Origin of the sequence: Hyunsoonleella pacifica, from assembly GCF_004310335.1 — a bacterium.
Classification (GTDB): domain Bacteria; phylum Bacteroidota; class Bacteroidia; order Flavobacteriales; family Flavobacteriaceae; genus Jejuia; species Jejuia pacifica.
The window spans coordinates 575,211-600,537 of sequence record NZ_SIRS01000001.1; the positions used below are offsets into that span (position 1 = coordinate 575,211).

Genomic DNA, 25,327 nt, shown 5'->3' on the forward strand with positions numbered 1-25,327 from the left:
AAGTATAGCAGTTAACAAAAGAAAATATAGTCTTTAAACGCTTGTAAATTTAAATTATTTAAATAAGCTCTTATTTCTTTTTGTGCCTCTTTGTTAGCCACAGTTATCAAACTTTGTGGGTTTTTAATATTAGCTAGAGCATTAAAACTAAGCATTTGCTTGCCATAGATTTCTTTTCCAATTTTATTGGGGTTATCACAAATCCATTTAAAAGCAATGCCTTTTTGTATAAATATACTTGCCATTAATTTACCTTTAGTTCCTGCACCCCAAATTACCAAAGTTTTTTCTGGATTATAATCAATATCTAAAAAGTGCTCTACTTTTAGTGTTGTAAAGTGGTTTTGAGCGTAATGTATATGTGTTCTAGAAGTTCTAGTGCTGTAGTCGCGCCATTTATGTATAACGTCATTACAAGGTATACATTTATAGTGATGTTTATAAAACCGGAATGTTAAATCATAATCTTCAGGATAAACATTTGGGTTGAAAGCATTACAAGCTTCTAAATCGTATCTATGAGCCATCCAACATGGAGAAGGAATGACACATTCTTTGTAAATTTCACTATAGTTATTACCTGATTTTGTGAGGTTGTTTAGCCAAATTTCATAATCTTTATAGCCAGGACCAACACCATTTGCATTAAAATATTTCACTAACCCCACAGCAATATGACTTTTACCATGGTTAATAAGGTTCTTGGCTAAAACCTCTAACTTATTTGGTAGCATAATATCATCACTGTCCATTCTAGTTACAAATGTGCCAGAACTATATTTAAATCCCATTTGTAAAGCATCAATAATACCATTACCATTATTTTTTAAAAGCTGGATACGAGAATCGTTTTTAGCAAACTTTTCAACTAAATCATAACTATTGTCTGTAGAATGATCATCTATAATTAATAGTTCCCAATTGGTATAAGTTTGTTCTAGAATAGAGTTTAGACATTCGCTTAAAAAACGTTCAGTATTCTTAAACGGAGTTAAAATGCTTACCAAGGGCTGCTTCATAAGGCGAATATAGTATCTTTTAACAAAACCTTAGGAAAACATGGTTACACTTAATATTATTTTTGAATTCACTTTTTTAATTAAAAAAATAACAAATGAATATTAGAATTTTAGTAGCAACAGTTTGCTTAAGTTTTGTGCTTTTTAGCTGTGGCTCAGGAAAGAATAAAGTAAACGATTTAGCTATTAATTTGCCAATTGATTCACACATCGATTTATCAAAAGTTACAGAAGATAAAGCCCCTGTAATTATTAACCCAGGACGTTTTACTGTTGAAACTGTAACCTACAGATTACCAAGAGTAATCCAAGGGACATACTCAGTAAGTGATTTTGGAAAATATGTAGATGATTTTAAGGCCATTGATTATGATGGCAATGAAATGATAGTTAATAAAATTGATAAGAATTCTTGGACGATTGAAAACGCAAAATCTCTAGATAAGATTAGATATTATGTAAACGATACTTATGATATTGAAACGAAAGGAGGAATAGGAGGCGAGCAACCCTTTTCGCCATCAGGGACTAATATAGAACCAGAGAATTATGTACTGAATTTACATGGCTTTATAGGGTATTTTGATGAACTTAAAAATAACCAATATAAGCTAGATGTTGTTGCTCCTGCTAATTTTGTGCGTACTTCTGCATTACAAAACATAGCATCAAAAGCGAGTGAAGATGGAAAGTATACCACAACAAGCTATTTAGCACCTAGATATTTTGATATTACGGACAACCCGATGATGTATGGTAATTTGGATGTTGAGGAATTTCAAGTAGGGGATATAAAAATAGTGTTAAGTGTATATTCTCCAAATAAAGTACATAGCGTTGCATCATTGAAGGAGACTATTTTTAAAATGATGAAAGCTCAAAAAGCTTATTTGGGAGATATCAATGCTACACCTAGATATGATATTTATTTGTACTTATCAGAAGGAAAGGAAGATTCTCCTAAAGGATTTGGAGCCTTAGAGCATCATACATCTACCGTAGTAGTATTGCCAGAATCTATGGATGAAGCAGCTTTAGCAGAAAGTATGATAGATGTAGTGTCCCATGAGTTTTTTCATATCGTTACACCTTTGAGTGTTCATTCTGAAGATGTACACTATTTTGATTATAATAACCCAACATTTTCAAAACATTTATGGATGTATGAAGGTGTAACTGAATATTTTGCTACGTTATTTCAAATAGATCAGGATATTGTAGAAAAGGAAGATTTCTATAATAAAATTATGGGTAAAATTGAAGCCTCTAAAAGATATAATGATGCTATGAGTTTTACAATAATGAGTGAAAATGTATTGAAAGATTCTTATAAAGACCAATACATCAACGTATACCAAAAAGGAGCATTGATTGGTATGTGTATTGATATTTTGATGAGAGAGGCGAGTAATGGTAATAGAGGTATTTTATCTTTAATGAAAGAACTATCAAATAAATATGGGAAAAACAAACCCTTTGAAGATGACAAGTTAATTGCAGAAATAATTGAAATGACTTATCCATCTGTTGGAGAGTTTTTAAATACGCATGTAGTTGGAGATTTGCCGATTAATTATGATGCGTTTTTTGAAAAAGTAGGTTTGGAAATAGGAGAAGCAAAAATAAAGGCAAATTATATTATGATGAATAATGCGCCTATAGTTAGTGGAGATGGACAAAAAGGAACTATTTTCTTTACAGAAGCAGCATTACAGAATAGTTTTTGGGCAAAGCAAGGCGTACAGGCTAATGATGTAATTAAAACTATAAATGGTACAGAATTAACTTTGATGAATGCTAATCAAGTACTTCAAGAAGTATTTATGTGGAAACCAGGGAAAGACATCGAAGTAAAATTAGACAGAAACGGAGAAGAGATTGTGATTAAAACCACAACAACTCAAGGCTATACCACAGGAAAAGGTTTAGTTGAAACAAAAGATGCGTCTGAAGCTCAAACAGCACTTAGAAAGGCTTGGATGAAAGGTTAGACCTATATATTAAAAAAAAAGTGAAAGCGATTATTTTATTTAAAGTAATCGCTTTTTTATTTCTAATTTTTTATTCCTCTAATAAATCTGGACGACGTTCTTTTGTGCGCTTGTAGGCTTGTTCTTCACGCCATTCTTCAATTTTGGGTAAGTTACCACTAAATAATAGCTCTGGTACTTTCCATCCATTATATTCTCTGGGTTTTGTGTAAATTGGAGGTGCCAATAAATTATCTTGAAAAGAATCAGTAAGCGCAGAGGTTTCATTACCTAAGACTCCAGGAATTAACCGTATTACAGCATCACATAATACTGCGGCAGCTAGTTCTCCTCCAGAAAGTACAAAATCGCCTATAGAAATTTCACGAGTGATTAAATGTTCTCTAACGCGTTGGTCTACTCCTTTATAATGCCCACATAGAATAATAATATTCTGTTTAATACTAATTTGATTAGCTATACCTTGATTAAGAGTTTCTCCATCTGGAGTCATATAAATCACTTCGTCATAATCACGTTGCGACTTTAAATTACTTATGCATTTATGTATAGGTTCTACCATCATTACCATACCTGCACCGCCTCCAAATTGTGTATCATCAATCGATTTATAGTTATCAGTAGTGTAATCACGTAGATTATGAAAATGAATTTCAACCAAATTAGCAGTTATGGCTCGTTTTAAAATTGAGGCTTCAAAGGGGCTTTTAAGTAGCTCTGGTAAAACGGTAATAATATCTATGCGCATAATAAAAATGTTGCCACAAATATAAATGAATTGTTTCTTATGAAAACTTACAAACTAAATCTGTTAAATAAAAAAATATCTTGGATTAGTATTTTTTGAGAAGTAAGAATAAACCGTTTTAACGATTTAGTAAACCTAAAAGTTCGCCTTCAAAACCATTAGCGAACATATTAGAATGCCCATTTATAATTTTACTTTGCTCACTCACTAAAATTACTTTTGTTAGTGGATATACTGCTAATTTTTGTGTTGAAGCTTCAGGTGTTTCAAAAATATACTCATGCGTAAGCACGTCCTTTTTGTTCTTTAAAGTTGATAGCCAACGCTCTTTGCTATAGTTATCAATATTTACTGAAATAAAATCTACTTCTGGATACTTCTTAGTTAATTCTTTAACTCGTTTGTGACTATCTTCAAAATGTTTTTTGTGTAGATGAGACCAAAAATACACCACAGTAGGTCTATTTATAATGGTATTCATACTAAGTACATTGTTTTTTAAATTTCTCACATGAATATCAGGAAACATTTCTCCCGGCTTTAGCTTATTAACAGATTCGTTGTAAGCCACAATCAAATCATTATGTTTTTTATCTGTACTTTTTGAAAGGAAAGATTCAATCACTATATCATTATCTTCTGCTTTTTTATTCTTAGAAAGAAAAGTAATTGTATAATGATAAAGCAATTCATTTTTAATGTCTTCGTTTTTCACCAAACTATCTACAGCTGACATTTTATCTAGATTATAGTAACAATTGGTCCATATCTGATAAGGAGATTTAGCGTGTTTAACATGAATACCTAAAGCTATATTGTTAAAGCTACGCCTTAGGAATGATGTATAATTAAAATAATCTTTAAAAAAATCATCGTTGTAGTTTACGTTTTTACGATAATCATAAAAATTAGGGGGTAGAGTTTCTATTATTTTTTTCTTGTTTCTTTCGTAATGCACTAATGGATAAGCTTCTTTACTAGAATAATAATCGTAATCTATATTTGCTTGTGCAATTTTATTGAAGAGTTTAGAGGTGTTGTGCTTTTCTTGAAACTGCTTTAGCTTTTTATTTTTTATGGCTCTAATAGAATCTATTTCATTTTCAAAAGCTTCGGGCATTAGTTGGCACAATTTAAAAACATGTTTTTCTTCTTTTTCACTCTGAAGAAAATCATTAATTAAATAATTATTCTTTTTCGCTCCTTTTCCAGTATATACTAAGGATTCATCAAAGTCAAAAGTATTTAAGCGAAACATTAGACTGTCTCCGGGTTCCAGAAGTACCATTTGAATTTCGCCTCCATGGCGAAATGTGTAAAATCCAGGTGTTAAACCCTCTATTTTATAAGTAAAACGGTTATTGCCATCAAGTTTTACCGTATCTAAAACCTTTTTAGAATTGTATAAAACTATATAGTCTGTGTTTTTATTAATGATTTCACCACCAATAATAGCATAACTACAAGAGTCTGTACCACAACTAATTAAAGCAAAAGCAATACATACTATGTACAAGTATATTTTCATAAATCCCTCTTCAAAAAAAGTAGATATAGTAACCTACTTATACAAAAATATGTTTTGCCCCTAAAACAGTCTGTTAATGCGTTGTTAAATGTTTTAATACCCTTAAATAAGTGTTAAAAATTAAATTTATAAAGCTTTAACTAATACTAATATTTTCTATTTTTGCAAAAATTTTAAAACAAGGTTATGTTATCAGTTTCAAACCTCTCAGTACAATTCGGTAAACGTGTTTTATTCGATGAAGTTAACACATCTTTTACTAACGGTAATTGTTATGGTATAATAGGCGCCAATGGTTCAGGAAAGTCTACTTTTCTTAGAATTCTTTCAGGAAAGCAAGAGGCAACTTCTGGTAATGTAAGTTTAGAGTCAGGTAAACGTATGTCTGTTTTAGAGCAAAATCATAATTTGTATGATACACATAATGTTCTAGAAACTGTTTTAATTGGAAATAAACCTTTATTTAAAATTAAAACTGAAATTGATGCACTTTACGCAGATTACTCTGATGAGAACGCAGAAAAGATTGGAGAATTGCAGGTGCAATTTGAAGAAATGAATGGCTGGAATGCAGAAAGTGATGCTGCCGCATTACTATCTAATTTAGGTATTAAAGAAGATTTTCATTATAGTTTGATGGCAGATTTAGACGGAAAACAAAAAGTACGTGTGCTTTTGGCACAAGCACTTTTTGGAAATCCTGATGTACTTATCATGGATGAGCCTACCAATGATTTGGATTATGAAACTATCTCTTGGTTGGAAACCTTTTTAGCAAATTATGAAAACTGTGTAATTGTAGTTTCTCACGACAGACACTTTTTAGATGCAGTTTGTACACATATTTCTGATATTGACTTTGGAAAGATTACACACTTTTCAGGTAATTATACCTTTTGGTACGAATCTTCGCAATTAGCTGCTAAACAGCGTGCTCAACAAAACAAAAAGGCGGAGGAAAAGAAAAAAGAACTTGAAGAATTTATACGTCGCTTTTCTGCAAATGTTGCCAAAAGTAAACAAGCAACTAGTAGAAAAAAGATGATTGATAAATTGAATATTTCAGATATAAAACCTTCTAGTAGACGTTATCCTGCCATTATTTTTGAAAGAGAACGTGAGGCTGGAGATCAAATTTTAAATATTGAAGGTTTGTCTGCTTCTTTAGAAGGAGAGACCTTATTTAAAAATATAGATTTAAACTTGGCTAAAGGCGATAAGGTAGTAGTATTCTCAAAAGATTCCAGAGCAACTACAGCATTCTATCAAATTATTAATGGTAAAGAAAATGCTGAAGTAGGTAAGTATGCTTGGGGCGTTACTACTACACAATCTTATTTACCATTAGATAATAGTGAATATTTCCAGAGTGATGTGTCTCTTGTAGATTGGTTACGCCAATGGGCAAAAACTGAAGAGGAGCGAGAGGAAGTTTATATTCGTGGTTTTTTAGGAAAAATGATTTTCAGTGGAGAAGAGGCACTAAAAAAATGTAATGTGTTGTCTGGGGGAGAAAAAGTACGTTGTATGCTAAGTAGAATGATGATGATAAGAGCCAATGTTTTAATGCTTGACGAACCTACTAATCACTTAGATTTAGAAAGTATCACAGCATTTAATAATTCTTTAAAGAACTTTAAGGGTACAGTGTTATTCACTACTCATGATCATGAATTTGCGCAAACTGTAGCAAATCGTGTTATAGAACTTACTCCAAATGGAATTATCGACCGCTATACTACATTTGATGAATATATGCAGGATGCAAAAATTAAAGAATTGCGTGATAAAATGTACGCTGTAACGGCTTAATTAGATTCTTGTTCTAATTGTGATGTTAAGCGTTTAATTATTGGAGTTACTCGCTTTATTTCATCTTTATGAACATGTATTTCTTGAATATCTATAGCACTACCAAAACCAGCTAATCTTCCAGATTCAGCTTCATCTTTAATTATGGCACAAATATTTTCAGCTTCTAATAATTGAAATATGCGTTGCACTTCAATAAAGCTACCCGAAAAAATCTTAATATAATTAGACATAGCTTATAATTTTTATCAATACCTCAATAAATATACTAAAAAAATATAAATTCTGCAAATTTAAAAGAATCCAATAACTCCAATTTGATTATTTGATAAGTTCAAATTCCAAGATATTTTCTTTGATTTTTTAATGGTGCTGTAATTAGAGTTGAAAAGAAACTTATCAATACTGTTTACAATAATTACACTTAAAGCAGTAGAAAACGCAATATCTGTTAGCCAATGCGCACCATCTACTAGTCTAGAAATTGGAGGAATAGCACCTATACTATATATACCAATTTTAGCCCAAGTATTATCAAATTGTTTAGCTATTGCATGAGCCATTGTTATTGATAATATTGTATGACCTGAAGGAAATGAGTGATGAGAAGGTTTAGATGAAAATGGTTCAAAATCAAGACTATCAAAGCCAGAGTTTGGTCTAGCCCTACCGACTCCATTTTTAAGTATTGTTTGAATAAAACCAGTTGTTATCGATGATGATATTATTAAAACACTAGTTTTTCTTATTTTCTCGTTTTTTGTAAATAACCCAAAACCATATAATCCAGCATTGGCCATAAAGTAGTTTTGCGGACTACCAAAATACCAACCAAAATCTCGTACAGGTTTAGGAAATCCCTTTTCATTTTTATTAAAAAAACGATTAGTTTCATTATCTAATGTTGATAATGCAGCTGTACCAATAAGTATAGCACCTAGTTTTTCAAAATCTTTTCTTTTCCAGTGTATTGGTCTAGTAAAACTATGAGATACACTCTTTATAGTGTATTTAAAATCATGCTTTAAAAGTTGACCAATTTTAACCTGTTCCTTCTTAGAAGAATTATAAATTGTATCTTGTGAATACCCAAATTGACAACAAAAAAGAGGAATAAATAATAAAACTTGTATGTAATAGTATTTATATATGTACATTCTATCTTAACTCTGCACCAAGTTGTTTCTCAAAATTGGATTGAAGTTTATTCATTATTTTGTCAATTTGCTTATCGTTAAGCGTTTTGTTCTCGTCTTGAAGTGTGAAGCTTACAGCATAACTCTTTTTTCCTTTTGGAAGATTTTTACCTTGATATACATCAAATAGATTTATACCCTTTAGTAATTGCTTTTCGGTTTGTTTTGCAATTTTGTGAATGGATTCAAATGATACATTATGATCTAGTAAAAGGGCAAAATCCCTACGTACTTCAGGATACTTTGGTATTGCTTTAAATGTAATTTTATTTCGTTGAACGATATCTAGTATCGCATCCCAGTTAAAATCAGCACAAACTACTTCTTGAGAAATATCAAAATGTTTTAAAATTGTTTTGTTAATTAATCCAAAATCTATAAGTTTAATTTTCCCTAAACTTAGAGTAACACCTTCACTAAATAAATCATTCTTAATAGCAAGTTCATTGTATCTAGTAATACCTAAACGAGAAAATATAGCAGTTACAACGCCCTTCAAAAAGAAAAAATCACTTTTTAGTTTAGAGTTAGAGTTCCAATTTTCTAAATTTTGATTACCCGTAGCAAATACCGTCAGATGTTTATATTCCTCCTTTTCTTCAGAAAAATTATGATATGTCTTACCAAATTCAAATAGCTTTAAATCTTGACGTTTTCTATTAATATTATACGATATAGCTTCAAGCCCTGAAAATATTAAAGATTGTCTTAAAACCGATAAGTCACTACTTAAAGGATTAAGCATTTCTATATTATGTTCAGTTTTTAGTTGTTCACTTAAACTAGTATAATCAGGAGAAGTTAATGAGTTTGATAGAATCTCAAAAAAACCTTGCCCAGCTAATTGATCCCCTATCACATTCTGAATTTTAAAATCTTCAAAACGAGACATGCTAGATATAGAGGCATTCAGCTTATCTGAAATATTGATATTATTATAACCGTAAACTCTCAGTATTTCTTCAATAACATCTGCTTCACGCTGAACATCATTTCTAAACGCTGGCACAGTTAAACCCAAACCAGTTTCAGTAACGTTGTTAACTTTAATGTCTAGTGATGTTAATATACTTTTAATGGTTTCTTTGGGAATTTCCTCTCCAATAATTTTTTTAGCATTTTCAAAGCTCATTCGTACTTGAAAATCTTCAATCTTTTTTGGATAAATATCTATAATATCACTGGTAATATCACCACCAGCTAATTCTTGAATTAATAACGCAGCACGTTTTAAAGCATATTCTGTAATATTTGGGTCAATCCCTCGTTCAAAGCGAAATGATGCATCAGTATTTAAACCATGTCGTTTTGCAGTTTTTCTAATACTTACAGGATTAAAATATGCGCTTTCTAAGAAAATACTTTTTGTTTTTTTGTCTACCCCAGAATCAATACCTCCAAATACACCAGCTATACACATTGGTTTTTCTGCATCACAAATCATTAAATCTTCTTCGTGTAATTCTCGTTCTACACCATCTAGAGTTGTAAATTTAGTGCCTTGTTTTAAGGTCTTAACCTCAACTTTATCGCCTTCAATTTTACCAGCATCAAAGGCATGTAGCGGTTGTCCTAATTCATGCAACACATAATTTGTAACATCTACAACATTGTTTATTGGGCATAATCCAATGGCTTTAAGTTTATGTTGTAACCACAGAGGAGATTCAGCAACTTTAATCCCAGAAATAGTAACACCACAATAACGTGGTGCTAATGTTTTATTAATAACATCAACATCCATTTTTAATGTTCTATTTTCAACACTAAAGGCACTTACTGATGGCGTTATCAGTTCAACTTTTATTTCTTTTTGAAGTAACCCTGCTTTAAGATCGCGTGCAGTACCATAATGACTCATTGCATCAGCTCTGTTTGGGGTTAATCCAATTTCAAAAACAGTATCATTTTCTATTTCAAAAATATCAGCAGCAGGTGTGCCTACCTTGTAAGTTTCATCAAGAACCATAATGCCTTCATGCGATTTGCCTAAACCAAGTTCATCTTCAGCACATATCATACCGTGGCTTTCTTCTCCTCTAATCTTTCCCTTCTTAATTTTCCAAGCTTCGCCTTCTTCTGTATATAAAGTTGTACCAATAGTAGCAACAGGTACTTTTTGTCCAGCAGCAACATTGGGAGCTCCACATACTATTTGTAAAGGTGTATCATTTCCTAAATCTACTGTTGTTATCTTAAGCTTATCAGCATTTGGGTGTTTCTCACAAGTTAAAACTTTACCAACAATAACACCTTCCAAACCACCTTTTACGGATTGGTACTTTTCTAAACCTTCTACTTCTAAACCTAAATCGGTTAATAACTCACTGGTTTGTTCTGGTGTCCATTCAATATTAATAAATTGTTTCAACCAGTTATAAGAAATCTTCATAAATCGTTATCCTATTAGAGGACGCAAAGATAATTCTTTGGAGCTAGTATTCAAATAAAGCCTCTCATTTTGTAGATTGAAATTAAATCTTTAATGCTTGTTAAGTATTTTGTTGAAAGTTTCATTTAAAAGGTATGATTGCACAATGAAATACAAACTTTTATGCTTAGTATGTTTTTGCTTTTACATGTATTGAAGGTGGCAATTAAAAAATGTTAAAACTGTTAATTAACATAAATAGCAGTTTATTTAACATAGTACTAACATTCTCATAATAAAATAGCCAGTAAATTAGTAATAACTAAGGCGACAAAAGTCTATCATCAATCAAACCAAACATCAGTAATGAAGCTCAATCTAAGACTAAGGTTGAGTTTTTTGTTTTATTTTACTGTTTTCTACCACAACTCAGATAGTTAACTCTTTTTAATTTCTTTTAAAATCTGATATATTTTTGATTATTAGATAGATTAATAATCTATGATTGTTTAGTTGTAAACTTTATTTAAAATATTAAATTTGTGTAATCGATTACATTTTTAATTATAGGTAAGGCAAGTCTAAATTAGCATACAAAATGAGATTAAATAGGAAAAACCAAGGGTTAGAAAATAAAAATCCAATAAAAATAGTTCAATTTGGAGAAGGTAATTTTTTGAGAGCCTTTGTAGACTACGCAATCTACGAGCTAAATAAAAAAGCAAATTTTAATGCAGGTATAGCAGTCATACAGCCCATTGATAAAGGGGTAATAGATATGCTAAACGATCAAGATGGTTTATATACATTATTTACAAAAGGTGTTAAAAAAGGTAAAATAATTGAAGAGCAAAAACTGATTGATACTATTGTTACTAGTGTTAATCCTTATGAAGACTTTAATAAGTATATAAGTTTTGCTAGGGAAGAGTCTTTAGAATTCGTAATTTCTAACACTACGGAAGCAGGAATAGTTTATGTTTCTAGAGATACCCAAGATATGAAACCCCCGAGTTCTTTTCCGGCAAAATTAACCTGTTTTCTTTACGAAAGGTACAATTGGTTTAATGGAGATAAAGATAAAGGCTTAACAATAATTCCATGTGAGCTTATTAATTACAATTCAGACACATTAAAAGATATCATCTTAAAATATATTTCCGATTGGAATTTAGAAAATGATTTTAAAAATTGGGTTTTGGAACACAATTCATTTCATAATACTTTGGTGGATAGAATTGTTCCTGGCTATCCTAGAGATGATATTGAAGCCTATAATGCCCAACTAAACTATTCAGATAAACTAATTGTTTCTGCAGAAACTTTTCTGTTATGGGTTATAGAAGGAGGGGAAAAACTTAAAAAACAGTTGCCATTCGATAAAACCGATTTAGATGTTAAAATAGTTGAAGATATGCAACCTTACAGAACAAGAAAGGTTCGCATATTAAATGGCGCTCATACATCTATGGTGCCCTTTTCTTTACTTTATGGAAATGAAACAGTAAAAGAATCTGTTGACAATGAATTTACAGGGAAATTTATTCAAGACCTAGTTTTTAATGAGGTTATCGATACTTTAAATATGGAAAAAAGTGAATTGAATAGTTTTGCCAATGAGGTTTTTGATCGGTTTAAAAATCCATTTATAGTCCACAAACTAGCAAGTATTGCTCTAAATTCTATCTCAAAGTTTAAGGTAAGAGTTTTACCCAGTCTAATAGAATATATTAAGATACATGACAAATTGCCAACTAATTTAACGTTTGCTTTTGCTTGCCTATTAAGGTTCTATAAGGGTACATGGAATGGTAAAGCTTTACCAGTAAATGATGATGAAAGAGTTATGGATAATTTTGTTAGAATATGGAGTAATAGTGATATTGAAAATGTAGTAAAACAAATTTTAAGTATAAAATCATATTGGGGACAAGACTTAACACAAGTAACAGGTTTAATACCTACAATGGTTTTGGTTTTGAAAGAAATTGAATTACATGGCATTGAAAAAGGGTATGAAAATTATGCTCGAGTTTATTAGTTTTTTTAGATAACAATTACGAAACAACAAATGCAAAATAAACTTATAAAAGTAAATGCATCAGACAACGTTGCTGTAGCATTAATTGATTTAAATGCAGGAGCTTTAGTGTCTTTTGAAGGAGAGGATATAAAAATAGTTTCTAATGTAAAATCTAAACACAAAATAGCATTAGCAAACTTTAAACCTAATGATAAGATAATTATGTATGGTGTTCTTGTAGGTTTAGCAAATACTACAATTAAAAAAGGAGATGTTTTAACTGTTGATAATGTAACACATCAAAGTGAAAAAGTTTTTGGTAAAACAGCATCTTTTAATTGGGAATCCCCAAATGTAGAGAAGTGGAAGAATAAAACGTTTCTGGGATATCATAGAGATGATGGGCAAGTGGGTACAGAAAATGTTTGGCTATTTTTTCCTTTAGTTTTTTGTGAAAACAGGAATATTGAAATCCTTAAGGATATTTTTGAAAGAGAATTAATTAAGCAAAAACCGAATCCACACCAAATCTTACTTCGCTCTTTGGTAAGTGGAGAAGACGAAGTTGAAAAGATAGATAAACAAACCGATGTTTTTGAAAATATTGATGTTAAATTTATTACACATGCTTCTGGATGTGGTGGTATTAGACAAGATGCAGAGAGTTTAGCAAAATTGTTAGCTGGTTATGTAAATAACCCAAACGTTGCTGGAGCTACAGTGCTAAGTTTGGGGTGTCAAAATCTACAAATAAATATTTTTGAAGACGCATTAAATAAGATCAATCCAGTTAATAAAAAACCTGTTTTAATCTATGAACAGCAGCAAATGGGTACTGTAGATAATATGCTATCTACTATAATTAAAGATACTTTTGCAGCTATTAAAGAAGCAAATAAGATAGAAAGAAAACCAGCACCATTATCAAAATTACAAATTGGTTTAGAATGTGGAGGATCTGATGGTTTTTCTGGAATATCTGCAAATCCAACACTTGGAGCAGTTTCTGATTTAATTGTAGCATTGGGGGGAACAGCTGTTTTAGCAGAGTTTCCTGAATTGTGTGGCGTAGAACAAGAACTTGTGAATAGGTGTGTAGATGATAAAGATGGAGAAAAGTTTTTAAAGTTGATGAAGGCTTATGAAAAATCTGTAGTAGATGCAGGTTCAGGGTTTGATATGAATCCCTCTCCAGGCAACATAAAAGATGGTTTAATTACTGACGCTATGAAATCTGCTGGTGCAGCCAAAAAAGGAGGAACTTCTCCAGTAGAAAGTGTTTTAGATTACGGAGAATATATTACCAAAACAGGACTAAACTTATTGTGTACTCCCGGTAATGATGTAGAAAGTACAACAGGTTTAGTGGGCTCAGGAGCCAACTTAATTTTATTTACAACAGGTTTAGGAACTCCAACAGGAAACCCTATTGCACCTGTAATTAAAGTATCTTCAAATACAGAACTTAAAGCAAAAATGCCAGATATTATAGATATTGAAACAGGCGCTATAATTAGAGGAGAAAAAACAATAGATGAAATGGCAGATGAAATGCTCAATTTTATTATTGAAGTTGCTAGTGGTAGAATACAAACGAAAGCGAAACTATTAAATCAAGATGATTTTATTCCTTGGAAAAGAGGTGTGTCACTATAGCTTTTATGTAGTTATTTTTTAGAAGATGATGCTCTTATTATTAATTTAGGTTCTAATACTATGTGTTTTTCTTCTTTTAAAATTGAGTTGTTATTTATTTGTTTTATGAAAACCCCAGCAGTTTCTTTGCCAATTTCTATTGGAGATTGATCAACTGAACTTATTGATAGTTCCATAAATTTAGTAAAAGGCTCATTACTAAAACCTACAATACCTATATCTTTAGGTATATTTATATCTTGTTTTTTCAACTCTTTAATAGCTCCGAGAGCAGCAAAATCACTTGATGAAAAAATCGCATCTGGACGTTTGTCTAATTTCAATAACATTTTAATGGCATTTTTACCATCTTCACGATTACTTTTCGTTTTTATAATATAATCCTCATTTATTTTGAGTCCAGAATCTAATAAAGCTTGTTTGTAGCCCAAATATCTTTGTTTAAAAATCTCAACAGAATAATCGCCTCTAAAATGAGCAATTCTTTTATAGCCTTGATCGATGAGGTGTTTTGTAGATTTATATCCAGCATCAAAATCATTTATAGTAACAGAACTTACACCTTCAAAACTTTTTTTCCGATCAAAAAAAATGAGTGGGATTCCTTTTTTTATAATCTTTTCAAAGTTTTGTTTTTCTGAGTTTGGTGTTGTAGAAATTAAAATACCATCAACTTGTGCATTGATAAGTGTATCAATACATTCTTTTTCAATAATAGGATCTTCATGGGTTTGACAAATTATTACATGATATCCAAGAGGGCGAATAGCTTCTTCAATGCCTCTAATAATGGAACCAAAGAAATTATTATCAATTCGAGGAACAATAACACCTACATTAAAGCTTTTACCACTCTTTAAAGCTTTTGCTACCCTATTTTGCTCATAATTCATTTCTTGAGCGGTTTTTTGAACTAACTCCTTTGTTTTCTTACTGATCCTATGATTATTGTTTAAAGCTCTTGAAATAGTAGCAGCTGTAAGGTTAAGCTGTTTTGCTATATCGTATATAGTAGTTTTTTTTGACATCGATTATAAATGTGATTCAAGAGAGAAGAGCAAATTAAAAATTTAATATCAAAAATAGCTATAAACTTAGCACTTCTTGTAAATACCTTTTCATTTCTAGAGAGATAGAATTATAAATACAATAATTACCAAAAGAGGTATAATATAAGAAGCTGAAAAATTACGATTAGAGTTTTTACGATAACAATACGTATATCAATATTGTTAAAAAGACAAGTATAAAACCGTATGGCTTCACTTTAGACCATGATTTTTCCTCAATATCTTTTTCTTTGTAATAATGCATGTTTTCTTTTGAAGGGTAAACTTTTGAAACTAAAAACATAATAATGAAGTTTAGAAGAAATTCTATACCCCAAAGATGTACAAAATGAATATCTAAATTCAATATAAATGTTGTTAGAATATAAAATGTAAATCCAAAGAATAAACCGGCTTTAGCACCTTTTGTATTAATTTGCTTAAAAAAGATGCCCGCTATAATGATCGAAGAAATTGGTATAAAAAAGATACCATTAAGTTCCTGTAATAATTGATATAACCCTTCTGGAGCATAAGCAACCATTGGTGCAACTGCAATGGCTATAATAGCTAAAACTACTGATGAAATTTTACCATATCTAACCAGCTTTTCATCCGAAGCATTTTTATCAATAATTTTTTTGTAAATATCTAAACAAAATATGGTACTCGCAGAATTTAAAACACTATTAAAAGTACTTAAAACAGCTCCTAGAATAACAGCAGCAAAAAATCCAAAAAGGTAGGTAGGTAGCACCTTTTTTACAAGCATAGGATATATTAAATCTGGTGTTTCGTAATATTGATCCTGAAAATAATAATACGCAATTAATCCAGGCAATACAATTATAGCTGGTACAAAGAGTTTGAGAATGCCTGTATAAATCAATCCTTTTTGAGCTTCAACTAAGTTTTTAGCTCCAAAAGCCCGTTGTATAATGGCTTGGTTCATTCCCCAAAAATAGAGTTGATTAATCATTAAACCCGTAAATAATACAGAAAAGGGGAGTACGGAGTCTGGTTTTCCGATGATATCAAACTTATCTGGGGCAAAATTATATACGGTACTTAAACCGCTAAACATATCGCCATTACCTATTTGATATAAAGCAATAATGGGTATTAGCAAACCTCCTAGCATCAATCCAATTCCATTTAATGAGTCTGAATACGCCACTGCTTTTAGACCACCAAAAATGGCATATAAGGAACCAATAACTCCAATAATTAATACGGTATAGATTAAAGATTGTCCTTTTGAAATGTTGAACATTTCAGAAAAATCAAAAACACTTTCAATATTTATAGCGCCAGAGTATAATACGATAGGCAGTAGGGTAATAACAAACGAAGACATTAAAAGAAAAGCAACAACAGATCTTATAACGCCATCAAAACGCCTTTCTAAAAATTCCGGGATTGTGGTCAACCCCATTTTGATGAATTTAGGAATAAAATAAATAGCAGCTATAACTAGTGCAATAGCTGAAGTTACCTCCCAAGCAATAATAATTATTCCATTTTTATAAGAGCTCCCGTTCATTCCTATCAAATGTTCTGTGGAGATATTCGTTAGAATCATAGAACCTGCAATAATAGGACCTGTTAAACTCTTTCCAGCTAAAAAATAACCTTTAGAAGTGGTAAATTTATCTTTTCTGAGTTTGTATGTTGTATAAAATATTACAAATAATGTAAACCCAAAAAAGCCTAGGTAAGTATAAAACATTTCAATAAAGGTTAGTTAGTTGACTGTTGGTTGTTAAAATTTTAATACATCAGGTAAATATTTTTTAACAAGTTCTTCATAATAAGGTTTAAGCGTTTTAACATCAGGTTTTACTGGTGCTTTTGTATATAGATCATAAGGGTTGAATTTTTTAACCCATTCAAACATTTCTACATCTTTATTATTCATTAAATGACGGTATTCATTTTCACGGTGTTGCGCATAAAATGAATGGTATCTAATTATATATAAGGCAGGTTCGGGCAAATAATCTTTTAATATTTGATATAAATATTCATCATGTCCCCAGCTCATCTTAACCTTGTCTAAACCACAATTAGGGGAATAAATACCATATTTAGTGTTAAATTTAGGATTGGTTGAGTCTGGATTTTTATCAAAAAAATCAGCATGTACTATTTTATCAGAGAATTTACATCCAACAGGAAATGTATCGCCAACAACAGCCCACTGAGGTTCATCAAATAAGCAAAGTACTTTACCAACATCATGTAAAAACCCCGTTAAAACAAACCAGTCGGGATGACCATCAGCCCTAATAGCTTCAGAGGTTTGTAGTAAATGCTGTAATTGATCCAGATCAATATCAGGATCGCTGTCATCCACTAATGTGTTTAAAAAGTCTACAGCTTCCCAAATAGACATTTCTTTTCTGTTGAATTGTAAAAAATCGTTCTCTTTTTTAGAGACAAAATCATAAGTTTGAAATGTATGATTAAGCCTATAGAACTCTTTTACAGTTTCAGCTCTTTCAGAATCTTCATAATCTCTAAAGCCTTCTTTTTCTTTACTAGTAGTATTTGGTTCTGGGTACCTTTTAATTAAATCTTCTTCCCAGTGTTCTATGTTTTCAAGAGGTTGATTTATTGATGTTTTTTTCATGCTACTAACATATTTAATTTTTATTCGCTAATTTCTCATTCTTAAATCGATTAGTTTAATAACTATCAACACATTAGTAAATGAGAAATGATGTAAAACCAGTTCATAACAAATTTAATCACAGAGGTATTTGGTGTGATGGACTAATAGTTTATTTATATGGATTATTTAATCAGCAGCAATCTTATTATTTATTTGTTTAGCATGTTTTTTTTTAAATAGAAGCTCAAGTTTAAACCTAATTTAATGTCAGGCAAAGCTTAATATTTTAGTCTATTTTAAATGATATTTCCATGTTTTTGATGTAAAACTCCATATCAAACTTTGGGTCTTAACTTAATTTTAACGAATATAATTTTGACTAATCTAAATTTATTAAAATGAAAAAACTAAAACTATTATTGATTGCCTTTTTTATAGGTGCTTTATCAGTTTTTGCACAGGATAATATATCTGGTGTTGTTACTGATGAACAAAGTGTACCAATACCTGGGGTTAATGTACTTATTAAAGGTACTTCAACTGGTACATCAACAGATTTTGATGGTAATTATGAAATACAAGCTAGTAATGGAGATGTTATTGTATTCTCGTATTTAGGTTACCAGACACAAGAAATAAGTTATTCTGGTCAAGCTAAGCTAGATGTAAAATTATCAGAAGATACTGCAAAGTTAGAAGAAGTTGTTGTGATAGGTTATGGAAGTGTAAAGCGGACAGATTTAACAGGATCAGTGGCTTCAATAGGGAGTGGTGATGTGGTGGAACAGAGAAAAACAGATATTGGTCAAGCTTTACAGGGGCGTTTAGCGGGTGTAGATGTTAGAACTTTAAATAATAAGCCCGGAGCTCCGCTTTCGATTACTGTAAGAGGTAATGGTGCTCTTAGAAACAACAATCAAGGTAATGACGGTGTGAGTGATGATCCTACAAGTGATTTAGGATCTCCTTTATATGTAGTAGATGGGATTTTTGTAGATAATATTAACGCACTCAACCCTGCAGATATTCAACAAATTGATATTCTTAAGGATGCATCATCTACTGCTATATATGGAGCAAGAGGTGCTAATGGTGTTGTTATAATAACTACAAAAAGTGGTATTGAAGGAAGAACACGCTTTAATTATGATGCTACTTTTGGTATACGTAGTGTAGTAAACTCTCCAAATTTTTATAATGGGGATGAATATGTAGCATTTGTTAATGATGTTGTTAGAGCGAGAGAGTTTGGTAATTTGTTAAATGCTGGACCAGCGTCTGCCGCAGATTACAATAACATAGTTCCGGATACAACAGTAGAGTTTATAGGTGCTGAAGAGCAGGCTAATGCATTAAATGGTAATTATACCGATTGGATTGGTCTATTTCAAGAAACAGGAATTCAAACCAGTCATACCTTATCTGCATCTGGAGGACAAGATGGATTACTTTATAACGCATCTGTAGGCTATTTAAAAGATGAAGGTGTTGTAGGTATTGAAGCTTTTGAAAGATATAACCTTTCGGGGTCACTATCTAAAAAAGTAAATGACCAATTAACATTTGGTGTAAAAACGTATATCGCTTTTTCTGAAAGAGAAGAAGGTAGCCGGGAATTATTTAGAAGTTCTTTCCGTTTGCCTTCTACAGTAGATCCTTTTGAAGACGATGGCACTTTAGATTTAATACCAGATGAACAAGATCAGCGTTTCATAAATCCAATTTATGAGAAAAATGGGGCATGGAGAGTTAATACTAAAAGATTTGACATCATAGCGAATGCATTTTTAGAATATAAGCCATTAAAATGGTTAAACTTAAAAACACAATTCTCACCAAGTTTAGTTTATAATAGATTTGGGGAACACAGAGCTTTGTTAACAAAAGCAGCTAGAAATGATCCAGGTAGAACTAGAGCTATTTATCAATCAGCATCCATAGTTACATATACTTGGGATAACATTGCCAACATGAATTTTGATATTGATGATAATAACAATTTAGCAGCCACGTTGATTTCTTCTTTATATCATAAAGAATTTGAAAGAGGAAATATACAAACACGTAATTTGGCGGATGAGTTTTTGTTCTTTAATACGGGACAAGGTACAGATGTACGTGAATTCAACAGTGGTTTTATTAAGGATAATATAGCGTCTTTTGCAGCTAGGTTAAACTATTCTCATAAAGACAAGTATTTATTTACACTTACTGGTCGTTATGATGGTGCTTCTCGTTTAGCAGTAGGTAATAAATGGGATTTTTTCCCTTCAGCGGCGTTTGCATGGAAAGTATCTCAAGAAGAGTTTATGCAAAATCTGTCTTGGCTTAATAATATGAAAGTACGTTTAACCTATGGACAAACAGGAAATATTGATACAATAGGGGCATATCAGTCTTTTTCATCTTTAAGTGGAGGTACCTATTTATTTGGAGACGATTTAGTGACTACACAGGTCATTGCAGGTTTGCCTAATAGTGAATTAACATGGGCGGTAACTACAGAAACTAACATCGGTATAGATTTAGGACTATTTAATAATAGAGTAAACTTAACCGTAGATTATTATAATAAAGATACAGATGGGAGCTTGTTTCCTAGAAGCTTGTTAGCTGTTTCTGGTTTTGGTTCTGCAATAGGGAACTTTGGAGAGGTAAGAAACAGAGGTGTTGAGGTCGTATTGAATACAACTAACATACAAACTGAGGATTTTAGATGGCGTACAAGTCTTAACTTTTCAAAAAACGAAGCTGAAATCTTAAAGATCGAAGGCGATGTTGAAGAAGTACCATTTGGACGTCACGGTGTAACAAAAGTTGGAGAAGATCCAGCAGCTATTTTTTCTTTTGAAAATGATGGTATATGGCAGTTAGATGAATATGCTGAAGCAGCTACATTTGGAGCGAGACCTGGGCAATATAAATTTGTGGATCAAAATAATGATGGTGTAATCAATAATGATGACAAAGTTGTTATTGGAAGTCCTACACCAGATTGGTTTGGTGGCATGACAAATATCTTCACTTACAAGAATTTTGAAGCGAGAGTTCAAATTAATACGCGTCAGGGATCTTTAGGGCACTCGGAGTTTTATCAAAATTTTGCACCTTATCAAAATGACCAAGCTAAGTTTAATAAAATTAATTTAGACTATTGGACACCTAATAATCCTGATGCATCAAGACCAGCCTTGGCTTATGCTCACCCAGGAGAGTACTATTATGAAGAATTTGATTTTGTTAAGATTGGAAATATCGGTTTTACATATACACTACCATCTAACGTGTTAGATAAGTTAAACCTTAGTGGTATGAGATTATCTTTAGATATTCAAAATCCATTTGTTTTCACAGATTACGAAGGACCAGATCCAGAGACTGGTTTGCAAAACTCCTATAGTTCTGCATATATGACCAAAACAGTATTGTTTGGATTAAACGTATCATTATAATTATAAATTGTTAAGAAAATGAAATCAATTTTTAAAATACAAAACATAGTTTTATTACTAGGCTTAATTTTTACAGCCTGTGAAAGCTATATAGAAGAGGAGTTTTATGGTGGTTTAGTTGCCGAAAACTCCATAAATGAAAACAATGCAGATCAATTAGTAGCTGGAATGTATGGTAATTTACGTGCAGTTTACAAGAGTTATGGAATTATGTTCCCAGGCACTGATGTGTTTACTTCGCAAGATGATGTAAGGAGTAACCTTGCAATAAATGATTATTTTGGTCTCACAGCCAGTGAAGGTAATTCGGCGTTTTTTTGGGGTGCTAATTATGGTTTAACATCAGATGCTAACACGGTTATAAATCGCTATGAGAATCAAATTTCTTGGAGCGACGCTAATTTAGCCGTTCGTGACAATGGAATCGCTCAAGCAAAAGCTTTAAGAGCACTTGGTTTCTACAATTTGGTTAGACATTTTGGAGGTATAGTTTTGGAATTGAACGAAACTAATTCCATTCGTACAGATTATGTGAGATCTTCTGAAGAAGAAGCCTTTACCCAAATTATTAAAGATTTGGAAGAAGCTATCCCTAATTTAGGAGATGCGCCGCAAACAGGTAGAGTGTCAAAAAGTGCAGCACGACATTTATTAGCTGATGTATATTTAACAAGGGCTTATAAATCATTCGGTAGTGCTTCAGATTTTACAACTGCGGCTAGCTTGGCAGAGGAAGCCATTGGGTCTTATGATATAAGAAGTCAAACCTATGCGCAAGTATTCGATTACGGTAATCAAGTAAATCCTGAGGTTCTATTTGCAGTTCAATATGGGCCTGGGGGTAATTTTGATGACAGGAATAATAATAAGCATGGAATTTTTATGAATCCTGTCGATAATTATGTTGGTATAGGAAGAGCTAATCCTTATGGAGCTAATAACACTGGTTTAATGCCAACGCCTCGTTTCTTTGAATTATTGGCAAACAATGATTCAAGAGATGAAGTAACATTGCATAGAGTGTTATTTGCAGATGAAGAGGGTACATTCACATCTCCAGAGGGAACTGATAATGTTGTTGTAGGAGATACAGTTGTGTATTACCCTAAAGAACCTATTGACGCTGCAGAATTGGCCGATAAGTTAAATAGATATTGGGTGTACCAACCAGATCAATATTTATTTGGGCTTCCAGATAATGTACCAGGAGTTATTTATCAATATTCTTCAAACGTTTTGAGAACAAATTTTCCAATATTTAAAAAGTTTGATGATATAGGTATTGATGCAGAAAATGGTGGGTCTAGAGATACTTTTTTATTCAGAATTGCAGAAACGCATTTAATTGCAGCTGAAGCTCATCTGGGTGCAGGTAATACTTCATCTGCATTAAGTCATTTGAATAGAGTAAGAGAACGTGCTACAGGTGTAGCAAATCATTATACTTCAATTGATATAGATACAATTCTTGATGAAAGGGCTATTGAACTTGCAGGAGAGGAAGATCGTTGGGCAATATTAAAGCGTACAGGAAGGTTGGAAGCTCGTATTGGTATGTATAACCCACATATTATAGATCACGGTGCATTTAGTGCAGGAACTCATTTATTAAGACCAATTCCAGATAATGAGGTTGCTCTATCTGAAGGATCTTTAAGTCAAAATCCTAACTATTAAGAGTGAAATTCATACAAAAATTTGATTTTTGAGTAGTAATTAGTTTGAGTTAGTTTAGTTTTTATAAGGGCAGATGAATGTTTTTTGTCTGCCTTTATAATTTGAAGGCAGTTTTATGATTAAACCTCATTTCGCAATTATATTATTCTTAACATTTTTAGGATGTAAAAGACATGCTGATGTTGCTGTAGTCGAATCAAAACAAAACGTAGACTACATAAACCCTTTCATCTGTACCGCAGATGACCACGGACAAACAGATGTATCGGCTTCGGTACCATTTGGTATGGTAAAACCAGGGCCTGATACCAATCCTATAGCACATTCTGGGTACGACTATATGGCCAAAGAAATTATCGGGTTTTCAAATACGAGATTTTCTGGTGTAGGCTGTAGAGGTGTAGGCGGTAATTTACGAGTACTGCCTTTTGTGATTTCAGAACAAGATTCCATCTCAAAAAAATTACGCTTCAAAAAAGAAAGTGAAACGGCTTTGGCTGGATACTACAAAGTTGATTTAAATAACGGTGTTACTACAGAATTGACAGGTACAAGACAGGTTGCATTTCATAAATATACATTCCCCGAGTCTGAAAACTCAGGAATATCTATTGATTTGGCCAGCTCATTTGTGGGACACGTTTCAGAAGAACATCAAATTAGCAAAGGCATTATTAGTGGAAAGGTAACAAGTATAAATGTTTGTAAAAAGGGTAAGTATACGTTCTATTATGCATTGGCTTTAAATAAGGGAGACATAGGGATTTCTAATGATTCATCAACGGTATCCTTTCAGTTTAAAACCAAGAAAGATGAAGAGGTCGTATTAAGAGTCGCTTTATCTAGTGTAAGTAAGGCTAATGCTAGTTATAATTTAATCCAGAGTTTGAATTTTGATTTCGAAACGGTTAAAAATGCTTCAAAAAAACAGTGGAACGACTTACTGGATGTTGTAGATGTAGAAACCAAAAACGATTCGCTTAAAACCATGTTTTACACCCACCTATACCATGCCACACAGTCTCCATTTATGATAAATGATGATAACGGCGAGGTAAGAGGAAGTGACAATAAACTGTATAATAGCAAAACACCAACTTATCACGGATGGTCTATTTGGGACACATTTAGAACAAAGTTGCCTCTGTTTTCTTTGGTTTATCCGGAGAGATATCAAGACATGTTATTATCCTTAAAACGATTATACAAGCAAGGCAAACCAGATTGGGCAACAGAAACAGAACCGTTTTTAACCATAAGGACTGAGCATAGCATGGTCATGTTGCTCGATGCTTATAGAAAAGGAATTCTACCATTTGATTTAAATGAAATTTATGACGAATTAAAGGAAGAAGCAAAACACCTGCCTTTTAAATCGCCAGACAATGTTTTGGAATCCAGTTACGATTTATGGGCGCTCTCTGAAATTTCTGAAATATTAGGAAAAGACGTAGATGCAGAATTTTACAGAGCACGCGCTTTTGAATATAAAACAACGTGGGAGAATAAATTTATGAACATGGATGAAAACTCAGATGTCATGCATGGCGATGGGTTGTACGAAGGCACCCTGTGGCAATACCGATGGTTTGTGCCTTTTGATATGCAAGGCATTCAAACCATGATGGGAGGCAAAGACGAATTTGAAAATCAATTAGATTATTTCTTTGATAATGAACTGTTTAATATTGGTAATCAACCAGATATTCAAGTGCCTTATTTGTATAACTACACCAATTCGCCGTGGAAAACACAACAATTAGTAGACAAGTTACTCAACAAGGTCACTAATAACTGGTACGGTACCCACGAAAAGTTTGAAACACCAATTGTAAAAAAAATATTTACGGCAACACCAAATGGGTATATCAAAGAAATGGATGATGATGCAGGCACTATGTCCTCATGGTACGTTTGGTCCACAATGGGGCTTTACCCTCTGTTTCCGGGAAGTACGCAGTTAGCATTAACAGTACCACAATTTGATAAGATAACCATAAAGACAAAAGGCAAACCATTGGAAATTATAATCAATGGCAGAACACCAAATACAATTTACATTCAAAAAGTTACATGGAATGGCGCAGAAATTAATTCAAGTATTATAGACTTTAATTTAATTTCTAAAGGAGGCGTTTTACAATTTGAATTAACAGACATGCCCAATACACTTTGGGGAAAACAAAATTAG

The 25,327-nt window shown here is 32.0% G+C and carries 16 protein-coding genes; 7 read left to right on the plus strand and 9 right to left on the minus strand.

What is annotated here, in order from left to right; all coding sequences use genetic code 11:
• Positions 1-11: 11 nt before the first annotated feature.
• Entirely contained in the window at positions 12-1,019 is a 1,008-nt protein-coding gene (locus EYD46_RS02250; RefSeq protein WP_130935424.1) for a glycosyltransferase family 2 protein, read from the minus strand.
• Between the two features lie 101 nt (positions 1,020-1,120).
• On the opposite strand from EYD46_RS02250, the gene EYD46_RS02255 reads away from it, so the two are divergent.
• A complete protein-coding gene (locus EYD46_RS02255; protein ID WP_443093552.1) occupies positions 1,121-3,010 on the plus strand; it encodes a M61 family metallopeptidase in 1,890 nt (629 codons plus the stop codon).
• 70 nt (positions 3,011-3,080) lie between these two features.
• On the opposite strand, the gene trmD is transcribed toward EYD46_RS02255, so the two are convergent.
• Complete coding sequence (gene trmD / locus EYD46_RS02260; protein WP_130935426.1) at positions 3,081-3,758, minus strand: tRNA (guanosine(37)-N1)-methyltransferase TrmD; 678 nt, start codon at positions 3,756-3,758, stop codon at positions 3,081-3,083.
• Positions 3,759-3,876: 118 nt separating this feature from the next.
• Positions 3,877-5,286 carry a TlpA family protein disulfide reductase gene (locus tag EYD46_RS02265; RefSeq protein WP_130935427.1) on the minus strand — a complete coding sequence of 470 codons (1,410 nt, stop codon included), beginning with the start codon at positions 5,284-5,286 and terminating at the stop codon, positions 3,877-3,879.
• Positions 5,287-5,472: 186 nt separating this feature from the next.
• On the opposite strand from EYD46_RS02265, the gene EYD46_RS02270 reads away from it, so the two are divergent.
• Entirely contained in the window at positions 5,473-7,098 is a 1,626-nt protein-coding gene (locus EYD46_RS02270; RefSeq protein ID WP_130935428.1) for an ABC-F family ATP-binding cassette domain-containing protein, read from the plus strand.
• On the opposite strand, the gene EYD46_RS02275 is transcribed toward EYD46_RS02270, so the two are convergent.
• The 3 genes from EYD46_RS02275 to pheT are packed head-to-tail and all read right to left on the minus strand — an operon-like array spanning position 7,095 to position 10,686.
• Positions 7,095-7,331: a putative signal transducing protein gene (locus EYD46_RS02275; protein ID WP_130935429.1), complete on the minus strand. Its 237-nt coding sequence runs from the start codon at positions 7,329-7,331 to the stop codon at positions 7,095-7,097. The genes EYD46_RS02270 and EYD46_RS02275 overlap by 4 nt on opposite strands.
• A 60-nt stretch (positions 7,332-7,391) precedes the next feature.
• Complete coding sequence (locus tag EYD46_RS02280) at positions 7,392-8,255, minus strand: phosphatase PAP2 family protein (protein ID WP_130935430.1); 864 nt, start codon at positions 8,253-8,255, stop codon at positions 7,392-7,394.
• 1 nt (position 8,256) lies between these two features.
• The gene (gene pheT, locus EYD46_RS02285; protein WP_130935431.1) at positions 8,257-10,686 is read right to left on the minus strand and encodes a phenylalanine--tRNA ligase subunit beta; all 2,430 of its coding nucleotides are present in this window, start codon (positions 10,684-10,686) and stop codon (positions 8,257-8,259) included.
• Between the two features lie 577 nt (positions 10,687-11,263).
• On the opposite strand from pheT, the gene EYD46_RS02290 reads away from it, so the two are divergent.
• Positions 11,264-12,706 (plus strand): tagaturonate reductase, encoded by a 1,443-nt coding sequence (locus EYD46_RS02290; protein WP_130935432.1) that lies wholly within the window; start codon positions 11,264-11,266, stop codon positions 12,704-12,706.
• Between the two features lie 30 nt (positions 12,707-12,736).
• Positions 12,737-14,344 (plus strand): UxaA family hydrolase, encoded by a 1,608-nt coding sequence (locus EYD46_RS02295; protein WP_130935433.1) that lies wholly within the window; start codon positions 12,737-12,739, stop codon positions 14,342-14,344.
• Positions 14,345-14,355: 11 nt separating this feature from the next.
• Here EYD46_RS02295 and EYD46_RS02300 read toward each other — a convergent pair whose 3' ends face one another.
• From EYD46_RS02300 to EYD46_RS02310, 3 genes are all read right to left on the minus strand, one after another.
• The gene (locus tag EYD46_RS02300; protein ID WP_130935434.1) at positions 14,356-15,372 is read right to left on the minus strand and encodes a LacI family DNA-binding transcriptional regulator; all 1,017 of its coding nucleotides are present in this window, start codon (positions 15,370-15,372) and stop codon (positions 14,356-14,358) included.
• 175 nt (positions 15,373-15,547) lie between these two features.
• Positions 15,548-17,122, minus strand: coding sequence for a solute:sodium symporter family transporter (locus EYD46_RS02305; protein WP_130935435.1), 1,575 nt, complete (start codon positions 17,120-17,122; stop codon positions 15,548-15,550).
• Between the two features lie 33 nt (positions 17,123-17,155).
• Positions 17,156-18,025, minus strand: a complete 870-nt coding sequence (locus tag EYD46_RS02310; RefSeq protein ID WP_130935436.1) for an inositol oxygenase family protein — start codon at positions 18,023-18,025, stop codon at positions 17,156-17,158.
• A gap of 380 nt (positions 18,026-18,405) precedes the next feature.
• Here EYD46_RS02310 and EYD46_RS02315 point away from each other — a divergent pair, with 380 nt between their 5' ends.
• The 3 genes from EYD46_RS02315 to EYD46_RS02325 all read left to right on the plus strand — a co-directional run bounded on the left by EYD46_RS02315 (position 18,406) and on the right by EYD46_RS02325 (position 25,327).
• Entirely contained in the window at positions 18,406-21,459 is a 3,054-nt protein-coding gene (locus EYD46_RS02315; RefSeq protein ID WP_130935437.1) for a SusC/RagA family TonB-linked outer membrane protein, read from the plus strand.
• A gap of 18 nt (positions 21,460-21,477) precedes the next feature.
• Positions 21,478-23,136, plus strand: coding sequence for a RagB/SusD family nutrient uptake outer membrane protein (locus EYD46_RS02320; protein ID WP_130935438.1), 1,659 nt, complete (start codon positions 21,478-21,480; stop codon positions 23,134-23,136).
• A 115-nt stretch (positions 23,137-23,251) separates the two neighbouring features.
• Entirely contained in the window at positions 23,252-25,327 is a 2,076-nt protein-coding gene (locus tag EYD46_RS02325) for a GH92 family glycosyl hydrolase (RefSeq protein ID WP_130935439.1), read from the plus strand.

Bases quoted from the DNA above. Each gene is read 5' to 3' on its own strand.
- EYD46_RS02290 (WP_130935432.1), top strand. From the start codon at position 11,264: ATGAGATTAAATAGGAAAAACCAAGGGTTAGAAAATAAAAATCCAATA.
- EYD46_RS02250 (WP_130935424.1), bottom strand. From the start codon at position 1,019: ATGAAGCAGCCCTTGGTAAGCATTTTAACTCCGTTTAAGAATACTGAA.
- EYD46_RS02280 (WP_130935430.1), bottom strand. From the start codon at position 8,255: ATGTACATATATAAATACTATTACATACAAGTTTTATTATTTATTCCT.
- EYD46_RS02270 (WP_130935428.1), top strand. From the start codon at position 5,473: ATGTTATCAGTTTCAAACCTCTCAGTACAATTCGGTAAACGTGTTTTA.
- EYD46_RS02300 (WP_130935434.1), bottom strand. From the start codon at position 15,372: ATGTCAAAAAAAACTACTATATACGATATAGCAAAACAGCTTAACCTT.
- EYD46_RS02265 (WP_130935427.1), bottom strand. From the start codon at position 5,286: ATGAAAATATACTTGTACATAGTATGTATTGCTTTTGCTTTAATTAGT.
- EYD46_RS02315 (WP_130935437.1), top strand. From the start codon at position 18,406: ATGAAAAAACTAAAACTATTATTGATTGCCTTTTTTATAGGTGCTTTA.
- pheT (WP_130935431.1), bottom strand. From the start codon at position 10,686: ATGAAGATTTCTTATAACTGGTTGAAACAATTTATTAATATTGAATGG.
- EYD46_RS02320 (WP_130935438.1), top strand. From the start codon at position 21,478: ATGAAATCAATTTTTAAAATACAAAACATAGTTTTATTACTAGGCTTA.
- EYD46_RS02310 (WP_130935436.1), bottom strand. From the start codon at position 18,025: ATGAAAAAAACATCAATAAATCAACCTCTTGAAAACATAGAACACTGG.
- EYD46_RS02275 (WP_130935429.1), bottom strand. From the start codon at position 7,331: ATGTCTAATTATATTAAGATTTTTTCGGGTAGCTTTATTGAAGTGCAA.
- EYD46_RS02305 (WP_130935435.1), bottom strand. From the start codon at position 17,122: ATGTTTTATACTTACCTAGGCTTTTTTGGGTTTACATTATTTGTAATA.
- EYD46_RS02295 (WP_130935433.1), top strand. From the start codon at position 12,737: ATGCAAAATAAACTTATAAAAGTAAATGCATCAGACAACGTTGCTGTA.
- trmD (WP_130935426.1), bottom strand. From the start codon at position 3,758: ATGCGCATAGATATTATTACCGTTTTACCAGAGCTACTTAAAAGCCCC.
- EYD46_RS02325 (WP_130935439.1), top strand. From the start codon at position 23,252: ATGATTAAACCTCATTTCGCAATTATATTATTCTTAACATTTTTAGGA.